The sequence below is a fragment of the Sinorhizobium numidicum genome, assembly GCF_029892045.1.
Taxonomy (GTDB): Bacteria; Pseudomonadota; Alphaproteobacteria; order Rhizobiales; family Rhizobiaceae; genus Sinorhizobium; species Sinorhizobium numidicum.
The window spans coordinates 2,993,082-3,005,183 of sequence record NZ_CP120368.1; the positions used below are offsets into that span (position 1 = coordinate 2,993,082).

Consider the following 12,102-nt stretch of genomic DNA (forward strand, 5'->3'; position numbering starts at 1 on the left):
ACGCCGAAAGACCATAGCTTCGGGAGGGAGCATTCATGGAAAACCGCCTGTCTGAATATGCCCGCAGGCGCTCGCGCTGCTGCAGATCGTGACCGCCCTGTTTTTCGTCCATGCCGGCATGATGCTGCTTGTCTTCGCCGGCCCCGGCGCCTGTAGTATCGACGGCCGTCGCAGCGGCTGACGTTGGCCCTTGACATCGCCGCCCTATCGTCCGACTCACGATCAAGAGGGCAAAGCAGGTCAAGGCTGCTTGCGCCCCGACCCGGACAAGGCGAGGAGGCTCCGATGAGCGAGACGGCACGCACGACGATCGACCAGAGCGAAGTGGATCGCTTCTCGGCGATGGCAGCCGAATGGTGGGATCCGACTGGCAAGTTCCGCCCGCTACACAAGTTCAATCCGGTGCGCCTTGCCTATATTCGCGACAAGGCTTGCGAACATTTCGGCCGCGACCCCAAGGGCCCGCAACCGCTAAAAGGTCTAAGGGTGCTCGATATCGGCTGCGGCGGTGGCCTGCTCTCCGAACCGATGGCCCGCATGGGCGCCGACGTGCTGGGAGCCGACGCTTCGGAAAAGAATATCGGGATCGCCAAGGCCCATGCGGCGGGAAGCGGCGTTGCCGTCGACTACCGCGCCGTCACCGCGGAGGCGCTCGCGGAGGCCGGCGAGAGTTTCGACATCGTTCTCAACATGGAAGTCGTCGAGCACGTTGCCGACGTCGACTTCTTCATGACGACCTGCGCGCATCTGGTGCGGCCCGGTGGCCTGATGTTCGTCGCCACGATCAATCGCACGCTGAAAGCGGCGGCGCTTGCCATCTTTGCCGCTGAGAATGTGCTGCGCTGGTTGCCGCGCGGCACGCATCAATATGAAAAATTGGTGCGCCCCGAAGAGCTCGAAAAGCCCCTCCGCGCGAGCGGCATGGAGATCGCCGATCGCACCGGTGTCTTCTTCAATCCGCTCGCCAATCAGTGGAACCTTTCGAGAGACATGGACATCAACTACATGATCGTCGCCAAGCGCCCGATCTAAAACCCGCCGACCGCCGGCTCAGTTCTTGTCGTCCGGGATCACCGGCAAGGGTGCGATTTCGATACCCTCTTCGAGAAGCGCGACGGCCTCTTCGGCGGTTGCCTTGCCGATCAATCCGCGCTGGTCCGCCTCGCCGTAGTGGATCTTGCGCGCCTCTTCCGGGAAGCGTTCGCCGACGTCTTCGGCGTTCTCGCGGATCGATTTTACCAGCTCGCGAAGCTTGGCAATCGTTTCCTTCTGCGCTTGATCCATCACCAGCGCCTGTCTTGCCTCCTTCTTGCGTGCCGTCGAGACGGCGGGCGCCATCAACTGTTTGCTGACGGAGGCCGAGCTGCAAGTGGGACAGGTAACCAGATGGCTGTCGACCTGTCGGTCGAAGTCGTCACTCGATGAGAACCAGCCTTCGAAGGCGTGGCCGTTGTCGCAGGAAAGAGTGTAGCGGATCAAGCTGCAACGCCTCCTTTCCCGGCCGATGCCACCTCATCCAGAACGAAACTGCGGGCATTCCTGAGATTGGGAATTCGCGCACGCGCGCCGTGCACCGCGGCCACATCGATCTCGGCGATAACGATCGCCTCGCCGACCGGTCCGGCCTGAGCGAGAACCTTGCCCCAGGGATCGACGATCATCGAATGGCCGAAGGTCTCCCGGCCATCTTCATGCTCGCCGGCCTGGGCGGCGGCAATGATAAACAGACCGTTTTCGATAGCGCGGGCGCGCAGCAGTATCTCCCAGTGCGCCTCGCCCGTCTGGCGGGTGAAAGCCGCGGGCACCGACATGATCTCGGCGCCGGCGACGGCCTGCTGACGGAAGAGTTCGGGGAAGCGGACGTCGTAACAGATCGCGAAACCGAGCTTGCCTAAGGGAAGATCGGCAAGACGCGCCGTCGCTCCCGGCCGGTAGAGGGCACTTTCGCGCCAGCTTTCGCCATTTTCCAGATCCACGTCGAACATGTGGATCTTATCGTAGTCGCAAATTTTTTCGCCATCCGGCCCGAAGAGGAAGCCGCGGTTGGCGATCTTGCCGTCCGCAAGGTCAATCGGCGTCGAGCCGACATGAAGATAAATGCCGAGTTCCGCAGCGAGGCTTGCGGCGTCCCGCACAACGAGGTCGCCGGCCTCGTCCCTCAGCACGGACCGAAGCCCCGCCCGGTCGCGCTGTACGGCACCGGTCATCTCGGGCGTCTGGATATAGGTTGCGCCCTGAGCAGCCGCCTCACGCACGAGCTTTGCCATCGCCTCCGCATTGCTTGCGGGATCGATGCCGGAGCACATCTGAACGGCAGCAGCCTTGAACGTCATTACTCTATTTCTCCCGAGCAGGATTCGGATCGAAGCGATCCAGATCGTCCCGCAACTGTGTTGGCTGGAGCGGAATGCCGGCAACACCGAACCTGCTTCTTCATTCCATTTCAGGCGGCGAGCAACTTGTCGAGCTTGCCGACACGGTCGAGTGCGTGCAGATCGTCGCAACCGCCGACATGCACGTCATTGATGAAGATCTGCGGGAAGGTCCTGCCGCCGTTGGACTTGTCGATCATCTCCTGGCGGAGCTCCGGAGCATAGGTCGCGTCATGCTCGACAAAGCCGACACCCTTGCTTTCCAGAAGCTTCTTTGCTCTGGAGCAATAGCCGCAGAACTGACGCGTATAAATGACCACCGAAGCCATGATTCCAAACCGCTCCACACCGGCGTCTACGCCGGCCAATCTGATTTTCATATAGGACCGGACATGGCTCTTGCAAAGGTCAAAACCGTTACATCTCCGGCCCCCGCCCGCTTCAGCGCGCGCGTGGCGGCCGACACGGTCGCGCCCGTCGTGTACACATCGTCTACGAGCACGATACGCTTCCCGGCGACAGCCGGTCTAGCGCTTTCAGGCACGGCAAAAGCGCCTCGGACGTTGTCCTCGCGAGCCTTGGCGCCGAGGCCGATTTGCCGGCTCGTGCGTTTGATGCCGAAGGACATTCGGCCGATAGGGCGTCTGCGAGATGTCGGCAATGAACCGCGCGAGCTCGGCCGCCTGGTTGAACTTTCGCCTCCATAGCCGAAACGCGTGAAGCGGAACCGGCACGATCAGGTCGGCCGCCGCCACGGCACCATCGCTCGCACGGATCATCCATTCGGCGAGCATCGGCGCCAGATCAGTTCGGTCGCGATATTTCAGGCCGTGCACCAGGTCACGCGCTATACCTTCGTGCAGCGCGGCGGAGCGCAGCCTGTCGAAGGCCGGCGGGTTGGCCATCGCTTCTGGCGAAACAGCGCCCAAGCCCGGATCGAAGCCGAAGGGCGATCCGAGGACATCGCAATACGGCCGCTCGATCAGGCGCAGGCCGCGCCAGCAGGACGCGCAGACCGCATGAGGGTCGCCCGTGAGCCGACCGCAGCCGCAGCAGACGGGCGGAAAGACGACATTGACCGCCTCGCTGCCGAGTTGGCGCAAGAGCGCCGCCGAGCGTGTGGCCCGATTTCTCCATCCGTCCCGTTCCATCAGGTTGACTTTGTCTCCGCCAGGGTTTTTTTGCGTCCGTAAGCTCGGAGAGAGTATCGTGGAAATCATCTTTGACCAGAGCCTCGTGGAAGCGCATCGTCGCCGGGCCTTGCGCCGCGCCGACGAAAAAGCGGCCTTCCTCCTCGATATCGTCGCGCAGGAGCTGGCTGACCGCGTGAGCGTCGTGGAGCGGCATTTCGACAAAGCCATGGAGTTACACGGCTATACGGGCGCCACGGCGCGTCGTCTTGCCGAAACCGGCAAGATCGACGCGATCGAACGGGTGGAAACTGACCGCGGTTTCGGCTCGGCCGACACACCGGTCACGGTCGCGCCTTTGGAGCGTGTTCCCGCCGAACCGGAATCTCTCAATCTGCTGGTATCGCCGCTGTCGCTGCACCTGACCAACGATACGCCGGGCGTCTTCATTCAGGCGCGCCGGGCACTGAAGCCCGATGGCCTGTTCCTGGCTGCGATCCCCGGCAGCGGCACGCTGCAGGAGCTTCGCGAAGTGCTCCTTGCGGCTGAAGCGGAGCTGATGGGCGGGGCGAGCCCGCGCGTAATTCCCTTTGCCGACGTGCGCGAAATGGGCGCTCTTCTGCAGCGGGCAGGCTTTGCCCTGCCGGTGGTAGACGCCGAGACTTACACGGTGCGTTACGATTCGCTCTTCGGACTGCTCAAGGACCTGAGGGCAATGGGCATGACCAACCCGCTTGCCGCGCGCAGCCGCACGCCCATGCCGCGACGCTTCTTCCTGAAAGCCGCTGAGATCTACGCGGAGCGTTTCTCCGATCCGGACGGACGCATCCGCGCAACGTTCTCGGTCATCTATGTCTCCGGCTGGGCACCGCATGAAAGCCAACAAAAGCCGTTGAAGCCCGGCTCCGCGAAACAAAGACTGTCAGACGCACTCGGGGTCAGTGAGCAGCCACTGAAAGACCATAAACGCGGATCCTGATTTGACTGGACCGGACGCGTTGCGACGCGCGCGGGTTCACCGGACGAGCGAGAAGCGTGCGAGCGGTTTCGCTCTTGATGGTGTCAAACCCAGGCCGTTTCGATCGCATCCACTATGATGTTGAAAACGCCGAGGAGTGCCTCAGAGAAATTCTGCAGTCCAACGAGGAGACCGACGGAGATCAGTGCGGCCAGAAGGCCGTATTCCACCACCGTGGCGCCGTCGCGGCTGCGAACGAGACATCTCAGCTTGTCCATTCATCCTCCACCCGCCTTGAAAACGGGACGTGTGGTCACCTCGGGAAGACGCAGGACCTCGCCGGCGCTTCGTTTAAATCAGCATCCGCTTTTGCTGCCGTCAGCATCGATGATGCAGACGGCGCCCGGCATTTCCTGAAGCACGCTGCGGCGTACGGTATATCGCTTGGCCGTCCCGCCGGAGGGAATCGAGCCTGTCGAGATATTGTCGTAATTCATCGGCGTGTTTGCCATCATGCGCCTGTCGTTCTTCGACGACAGCATCGGCGTGAGGATCAGCGTCAGCGCGATCACCGCCGTTCCAAACAGCAGCGACAGATTGAGCACACCTGTCCGGCGGGACTGGCTTGTCACCAGATCCTTGTCCTGAACCGTCCTCCAGAAATCCTCGTCTACCATCGAAGCCTCACAAAACACGAAAAGCGGCGGGGCGAAAGCATCCTTCCCAAGCCTCGACCTGACCACACCTGCTCGAAACCGGAGCTGCCGAAAGCGTGGCAGACACCAAAACTGATAGCGTCCATTTTGCGCGAGGGTGATAAACTTTCGATTAATAAATTTTGGAATTTAAGGGAGTTGAAGAAACTGAACGCGGATCCCCGTCCCTCCCTCGACGACCGCGTGCGGATTTGGCACGCCCGCACACCGATCCTATAGCAAATCCATCAAGAATGGAATCAGCGGCTCGTCGGCCGGCGGCATCGGGTAATCCCGCAGAGCCCTGGGCCGCACCCATTTGATCGCCTGACCTTCCCGCCCCTCGGCGAAGCCTTCGTAGCGACGGCAGATATAAAGTGGCATCAGCAGGTGAAAGTCGTCGTAGCTGTGGCTGGCGAAGGTGAGCGGGGCAAGGCAGGCAACCTTGGTGCGGATGCCCAGCTCCTCGTCCAGCTCCCGGATCAGCGTTTCCTCCGGCGTTTCGCCGGTCTCGACCTTACCGCCGGGGAACTCCCAAAGCCCCGCAAGAGGTTTTCCTTCGGGGCGTTGCGCCAGCAGAATGCGCCCGTCGGAATCGACCAGCGCGCAGGCCGCGACGAGTACGATCTTCTTATCCTGCATTTCCATGCGTTAAACCTTCGGGGTTCGATAGAGGTAGCGGTAGACCTCGGTGAAGCCGGCCTTGCGGTAGAGCTCGATTGCGGCCCGGTTATCGGCCTCCACCTGCAACCAGGCCTTCTTCGCGCCTCGAAGGCGCGCCCAGCGGAGCGACGCATCGAGAAGTGCTCGGCCGACACCTCGGCGGCGCACGGCCTCGGCTACGGCGAACTGCATGATGCCGGCAAGATCGTTGTCCTGTACCACCAGCGACACGGCCGTCGGCCCGAGCTCGCGATCCTCGAAGAGAAACAAGCCGCATTCCGGCTTGATGGAATTGATGATCTCGGTCAGTGCCGCCTTGATCTCAGGGTCCTCCTTGCCGATCAGGATCCGGGCATCGATAAACCGGCCGACGTCCTTGATCGGCAGATGATCCATGCCTTCGCCGAGATCCCGCTCGGCGAGATCGAGCGAAAACACCAGGCTGTGGCTGAACGGCGTCCAGCCTTCACCGTCCATATAGGCGACCATCTGCGGCGGCGTTAGCGGCGTTTGACGAACGGTTAACAGGCGACCGTATTCGGCGAACAGCTTTGCCGCCTTCTCCAGCCGCAGCGCAATATCGCGATGGTCCGACGGATCGAGCGGATTGACGCAGTTCAGACGCTTGGAGTCGTGTCCCGCGGTAAGGCGGATCAGCCAACTGCCGTCATACTGCACGAAAGCGGCCGGCCAGGCGCGAAAGCCGACGGCTTCCAGCCGCCGCACGCTCGGAAGATCAACCATGGTTGCTTCCCCGACCGCCTCACCCGGCATCGGCGGCTGTCTGTCGTTCGGTGTCATGTCGGTAGCCTTGAATGCTGCCCGATCACGGTGACTTTGATGGGGTCAACCCAGGATCATGAACGTGATCGGTCCAATACGTTGATAGGCGAGACGCGGATGGAGGGCCGCTCCGCTTTTCTCATTCCGCTCTAGCCGAAAGGATGCGGTTGAGCAATCATTGGGCGGCTCAGCTTCGATAGTCGCCGTTGATCTCGACATATTCCTTCGTCAGATCGCAGGTATAGACCGTCGCCCGGCCCGAGCCGAGGCCGATATCGACGCGGACCGGAATGTTCTCGCCTTTCATGACAGCGCTCGCCGCCGCTTCCGAGTAGGCCGGATCGCGTTCGCCCTCCACGGCGACGCGCACATCGCCGAACCAGATCGCCAGCCTGTCGCGTTCGGCCATCTCACCGGACTTGCCGACGGCCATGACCACGCGGCCCCAATTTGCGTCCTCGCCGGCGACCGCCGTCTTGACGAGCGGCGAATTGGCGATCGAGAGCGCGATGCGCTTGGCGGCGGCATCATTCTCCGCACCCTCGACGGTCACTTCCACCATCTTGCGCGCACCCTCGCCGTCGCGCACGACCTGGAGCGCCAGGTCGCGGAGCAGATCATGGAGCGCCACTCGGAACGCTTCGAGGCGCGGATCGGCGGCATCCTCGATCCTTGGTTGGCCGTCCTTTGCCGCAGCACCCGTCGCGAACAGCATCAGCGTGTCGGAGGTGGAGGTGTCGCTGTCGACCGTCACCGAATTGAAGGTTGGGCCGACACCACCCGAAAGCAGCGCCTGTAGCGGTGCTGGCGCGATATCCGCATCGGTCACCACGAAGGAGAGCATGGTTGCCATATCCGGCGCGATCATGCCTGCGCCCTTGGCAATCCCGTTGACGGTGACCTTGACGCCGCCGATCTCGGCGCTGCGGGTCGCAACCTTCGGATAGGTATCCGTAGTCATGATCGCTTTCGCCGCGTCGAACCAGACGTCCTCGGTGGCAGATACGGCAAGGCCGTCGAGCACGCCCGCGAACTTGGTGGCGTCCAGTGGCTCGCCGATCACGCCGGTAGATGCCAGAAAGATTTCGCCTTCGCTGCAGCCGACCGCCTTGGCCGCGGATTTCGCAGTAAGCTCGGTCGCCTCTCTCCCCTTCTTGCCGGTGAATGCGTTGGCGTTGCCGGAATTGACGACGACGGCGCGCGCAACGCCGCCGGGCAGATTTCTGCGGCAGAAGTCGACCGGCGCGGACGGGCACTTCGATCGCGTGAACACACCGGCAACCGAAGCCGGTTGGTCGAAGACCATCAACAGCACGTCGGTGCGGTTCTTGTACTTGATTCCGGCGGCGGCGGTGGCCATGCGCACGCCGCGAAGGGCCGGCATTTCTGCAAAGGTTTTCGGAGCAAGCGGAGAAACGGAACCGGACATGGGAAACCTGCCTTGGAAGCGTTGGGTGGATGCGAGAAATGCCCGAACGGCATTCAGCCGTTGGGCATCGTTGTCGGTCTGAAGTCGAAAGGTCACGCGTCCGGAAGAACGCGCAAGACGCTCCCGCGCTTTGAAGCCGGGACATCTCTGCCGCTTTCGGATTTCCTCCGAAAGAGAGAAGTTCCCGGTCGTGGCGGGCGCTTCTCCCAAAGGAAACGCGCCCGGTCCGAAAAGCTTACTTTGTTTCCTGCGCCTTGCTGGCGTCGTCGTAGGCCTTCTTAAGCGCCGGATCGGAGATTTCGACATCGGTCGTCTTCTTCGCGGAAGTCAGAAGCGCAAGGTATTTGTCGCGCATGAGAAGCTGACGAACCTGCGGCTCGACCTGCTCGAGTGTCGGCGGAGCCTGCGGGCGCTTGTCTTCGACAACGATCACATGGAAACCGAACTGGGTCTTGACGGGAGTCTTCGTATAGGCGCCCTTTTCCAGGGCGAAGACCGCCGTGTCGAATTCCGGCACCATACGGCCCTTGGTGAAATAGCCGAGATCACCGCCGGCCTCCTTGTTGGGATCCGAGGACTTGGCCTTGGCGAGTTCGACGAAACTCTTGCCCGCGTCCAGCTCCTTAATGATCTCCTTCGCCTCGTCCTCGGTCTTGACGAGGATATGGCGGGCCTTCACCTCTTCCTGTGGCGGGATGGCAGCGACTTCCTTGTCGTAGCGCGCCTTCACCTCTTCCTTTGTAATCGAGTCGACGACGTGTTTCTTGAAGAAGGCATTGTGAAGCTCGCGCTCGGTCAGGAAGGCAACGCGTTGCTTGAAGACCGCGTCATTCTGCAGCCCTTCCTCTTCGGCGTCCTTCACCAGGAGCTTGACGTCGATGACCGACGAAAGAGCGGCAGCGCGCTTCTGCTCGTCCGGCATCTGCTGGAGCTGCGGGTCGAGGGTGCTGAGCGCAAGGTCAAGCTCCGACTGGTGTATCTCCTGGTCGCCAACTTTCGCGATCACGGGATCTGTCCCCTCGGCGCGTGCGGCACCGTTTGCTGCGATGATCGCGACCAGTGCGGCAGCCGCCAGGGTCTTGTATTTAGACATGTCACTAACCTTTCACCATTGACCGCCAGCGCAATTGCTCTGAGCTCTCAGCGGCTGAACAACACCAGAATGTGGCGGTTCTGTAGCCATCCGGCCGTGCAAGTGCGTTGACATAATCCGACCCCCCTCTTATCTGTCACGCAACCTCGCGTCCAGAACAGTTTCCGGGCGTTTCACGGCATTACGCGGTTTTTCGAGCCCGAACCTGAAACCCCCGGCAGCAAAAAAGAAAGGACCATTCGTATGGTCAGTCTCGGCGGCCTTGCCCGCAAGTTGTTTGGTTCCGCCAATGATCGCCGCGTCCGCGGCTACAAGGGCCGGGTGGACGATATCAACGCTCTCGAAGACGAAATGAAGGCGCTCGGCGATGAGGCGCTGGCGGCAAAGACAGCAGAGTTTCGCCAGCAATTGGCCGAGGGCAAGACGCTCGACGATATCCTCGTTCCGGCTTTTGCCGTCGTCCGGGAAGCGGCCCGCCGGGCGCTCGGCTTACGTCCATTCGACGTCCAGCTCGTCGGCGGCATGATCCTGCACGAGCGCGCCATTGCCGAGATGAAGACCGGCGAAGGCAAGACGCTCGTCGCGACGCTTCCGGTCTACCTCAATGCGCTTGCCGGCAAGGGCGTGCATGTCGTGACCGTTAACGACTACCTGGCCCAGCGCGACGCGGCGATGATGGGCCGCATCTACGGCTTCCTCGGCATGCGCACCGGCGTCATCGTCCATGGCCTTACCGACGAGCAGCGCCGCGACGCCTATGCCTGCGACGTCACCTATGCGACGAACAACGAACTCGGCTTCGACTATCTGCGCGACAACATGAAGTACGAGCGTTCGCAGATGGTGCAGCGCGGTCACTTCTTCGCGATCGTCGACGAAGTGGATTCGATCCTGGTCGACGAGGCGCGAACGCCGCTGATCATCTCCGGCCCGCTCGACGACCGCTCCGATCTCTACAACACCATCAACGAGTTCATTCCGCTGCTGTCGCCGGAAGACTACGAGATCGACGAAAAGCAGCGCTCGGCCAACTTCTCCGAGGACGGCACCGAGAAGCTCGAGAACATGTTGCGGCAGGCAGGCCTGCTGAAAGGCGAGTCGCTCTATGACATCGAGAATGTCGCGATCGTTCACCACGTCAATAACGCGTTGAAGGCCCATAAGCTCTTCACGCGCGACAAGGACTACATCGTCCGCAATGGCGAGATCGTCATCATCGACGAATTCACCGGCCGCATGATGCCGGGCCGGCGCTACTCCGAAGGTCAGCACCAGGCTCTTGAGGCCAAGGAAAAGGTGCAGATCCAGCCCGAGAACCAGACGCTCGCCTCGATTACCTTCCAAAACTATTTCCGCATGTACGAGAAACTCGCGGGCATGACCGGCACCGCATCGACCGAAGCCGAGGAGTTCGGCAACATCTACGGGCTCGAGGTGGTCGAAGTGCCGACCAACCTGCCGATCAAGCGCATCGACGAGGACGATGAGGTCTATCGGACGGCCGGCGAGAAGTACAAGGCGATCATCGACGAGATCAAGTCGGCGCACGAGCGCGGTCAGCCGATGCTCGTCGGCACGACTTCGATCGAGAAGTCGGAACTGCTCGCCGAAATGTTGAAAAAGAGCGGCTTCTCCAAATTCCAGGTCCTGAACGCGCGTTATCACGAACAGGAAGCCTTTATCGTCGCCCAGGCCGGCGTGCCGGGCGCCGTCACGATCGCCACCAACATGGCCGGCCGCGGCACCGACATCCAGCTCGGCGGCAACCCGGACATGCGCATTCAGCAGGAACTGACGGAGACAGAGCCGGGGCCTGAGCGCGATGCACTTGAAAAGGCGATCCGCGACGAAGTGCAGAAGCTCAAGGAGAAGGCGCTCGCCGCCGGCGGCCTCTATGTGCTTGCCACCGAACGGCACGAAAGCCGCCGCATCGACAACCAGCTTCGCGGCCGCTCCGGCCGCCAGGGCGACCCCGGTCGCTCAAAGTTCTTCCTGTCGCTGCAGGACGACCTGATGCGCATCTTCGGCTCCGACCGCATGGACGGCATGCTGCAGAAGCTCGGCCTGAAAGAAGGCGAAGCGATCGTCCACCCCTGGATCAACAAGGCGCTCGAACGCGCGCAGAAGAAGGTCGAGGCGCGCAACTTCGACATTCGTAAGAATCTTCTGAAATATGACGATGTGCTGAACGATCAGCGCAAGGTCATCTTCGAGCAGCGCATCGAACTGATGGATGCGGAGAACGTCACCGATACGGTCACGGACATGCGCAACGAGGTGATCGAAGAGGTCGTCTCCAAGCGCATCCCGGAACGGGCCTATGCCGAGCAGTGGGACGTTGAGGGCCTGAAGGCGGACGTGCAGCAATACCTGAATCTCGACCTGCCGATCGTCGAATGGGCGGCCGAGGAAGGCATTGCCGAGGACGATATTCTCGAGCGCATCACCGCGGCCGCAGACAAGGCGGCCGCCGACCGCGCCGAGCGTTTCGGCCCCGACATCATGCAGTATGTGGAGCGTTCCGTCGTGCTGCAGACGCTTGATCATCTCTGGCGCGAGCACATCGTCAACCTCGACCATCTCCGTTCGGTGATCGGCTTCCGCGGCTATGCCCAGCGCGATCCGCTGCAGGAATACAAATCCGAAGCCTTCGAAATGTTCCAGGCCCTGCTCGGCAATCTCCGCCAGGCCGTGACAGCACAATTGATGCGCGTCGAACTGGTGCGCGAGGCTGCGGAGGCGCCGCAGCCTCTGCCGCCGATGGAAGCGCATCATATCGATCCGCTGACCGGCGAGGACGACTTCGCGCACGCCGGAGCGTCGCTGCTGGCCCTCGCGCCGACAACCCGCAATCCAGCCGACCCTTCGACCTGGGGCAAAGTCGCGCGCAACGAGCCCTGCCCCTGCGGCTCCGGCAAGAAATACAAACATTGCCACGGAATGTACGAAGCCTGATCAAAATGCCGCCTTCGGGCGGCA

The 12,102-nt window shown here is 61.9% G+C and carries 12 protein-coding genes and 1 pseudogene; 3 read left to right on the top strand and 10 right to left on the bottom strand.

Going from position 1 to position 12,102, the window contains the following annotated elements; genetic code table 11:
• Window positions 1–285: 285 nt before the first annotated feature.
• Entirely contained in the window at window positions 286–1,032 is a 747-nt protein-coding gene (gene ubiG / locus PYH37_RS25580; RefSeq protein WP_280734257.1) for a bifunctional 2-polyprenyl-6-hydroxyphenol methylase/3-demethylubiquinol 3-O-methyltransferase UbiG, read from the top strand.
• Window positions 1,033–1,050: 18 nt separating this feature from the next.
• Here ubiG and PYH37_RS25585 read toward each other — a convergent pair whose 3' ends face one another.
• The 4 genes and pseudogenes from PYH37_RS25585 to PYH37_RS25600 form a co-directional block, all read right to left on the bottom strand.
• Window positions 1,051–1,479: a DUF1178 family protein gene (locus PYH37_RS25585; RefSeq protein WP_280734258.1), complete on the bottom strand. Its 429-nt coding sequence runs from the start codon at window positions 1,477–1,479 to the stop codon at window positions 1,051–1,053.
• Window positions 1,476–2,333 (bottom strand): carbon-nitrogen hydrolase family protein, encoded by an 858-nt coding sequence (locus PYH37_RS25590; protein ID WP_280734259.1) that lies wholly within the window; start codon window positions 2,331–2,333, stop codon window positions 1,476–1,478. The genes PYH37_RS25585 and PYH37_RS25590 overlap by 4 nt, the downstream gene beginning before the upstream one ends.
• Before the next feature lie 110 nt (window positions 2,334–2,443).
• Complete coding sequence (grxC, locus tag PYH37_RS25595) at window positions 2,444–2,701, bottom strand: glutaredoxin 3 (RefSeq protein WP_280734260.1); 258 nt, start codon at window positions 2,699–2,701, stop codon at window positions 2,444–2,446.
• A 47-nt stretch (window positions 2,702–2,748) separates the two neighbouring features.
• Window positions 2,749–3,523: pseudogene (locus tag PYH37_RS25600) on the bottom strand (ComF family protein).
• Between the two features lie 58 nt (window positions 3,524–3,581).
• Here PYH37_RS25600 and PYH37_RS25605 point away from each other — a divergent pair.
• Window positions 3,582–4,481 carry a methyltransferase domain-containing protein gene (locus PYH37_RS25605; protein WP_280734261.1) on the top strand — a complete coding sequence of 300 codons (900 nt, stop codon included), beginning with the start codon at window positions 3,582–3,584 and terminating at the stop codon, window positions 4,479–4,481.
• A gap of 83 nt (window positions 4,482–4,564) precedes the next feature.
• Here the strand turns inward: PYH37_RS25605 and PYH37_RS25610 are convergent, their stop codons facing one another.
• The 6 genes from PYH37_RS25610 to PYH37_RS25635 all read right to left on the bottom strand — a co-directional run bounded on the left by PYH37_RS25610 (window position 4,565) and on the right by PYH37_RS25635 (window position 9,123).
• Window positions 4,565–4,738 carry a Flp family type IVb pilin gene (locus tag PYH37_RS25610; protein WP_280734262.1) on the bottom strand — a complete coding sequence of 58 codons (174 nt, stop codon included), beginning with the start codon at window positions 4,736–4,738 and terminating at the stop codon, window positions 4,565–4,567.
• A 78-nt stretch (window positions 4,739–4,816) separates the two neighbouring features.
• Entirely contained in the window at window positions 4,817–5,137 is a 321-nt protein-coding gene (locus PYH37_RS25615; protein ID WP_280734263.1) for a hypothetical protein, read from the bottom strand.
• 252 nt (window positions 5,138–5,389) lie between these two features.
• Entirely contained in the window at window positions 5,390–5,797 is a 408-nt protein-coding gene (mutT, locus tag PYH37_RS25620) for an 8-oxo-dGTP diphosphatase MutT (protein WP_280736162.1), read from the bottom strand.
• Between the two features lie 9 nt (window positions 5,798–5,806).
• A complete protein-coding gene (locus tag PYH37_RS25625) occupies window positions 5,807–6,619 on the bottom strand; it encodes a GNAT family N-acetyltransferase (RefSeq protein WP_280734264.1) in 813 nt (270 codons plus the stop codon).
• A gap of 169 nt (window positions 6,620–6,788) precedes the next feature.
• Complete coding sequence (gene argJ / locus PYH37_RS25630) at window positions 6,789–8,030, bottom strand: bifunctional glutamate N-acetyltransferase/amino-acid acetyltransferase ArgJ (RefSeq protein ID WP_280734265.1); 1,242 nt, start codon at window positions 8,028–8,030, stop codon at window positions 6,789–6,791.
• Between the two features lie 235 nt (window positions 8,031–8,265).
• Window positions 8,266–9,123, bottom strand: coding sequence for a peptidylprolyl isomerase (locus PYH37_RS25635; RefSeq protein WP_280734266.1), 858 nt, complete (start codon window positions 9,121–9,123; stop codon window positions 8,266–8,268).
• Window positions 9,124–9,366: 243 nt separating this feature from the next.
• On the opposite strand from PYH37_RS25635, the gene secA reads away from it, so the two are divergent.
• Entirely contained in the window at window positions 9,367–12,078 is a 2,712-nt protein-coding gene (secA, locus tag PYH37_RS25640) for a preprotein translocase subunit SecA (RefSeq protein WP_280734267.1), read from the top strand.
• The last annotated feature ends 24 nt before the right edge of the window (window positions 12,079–12,102 follow it).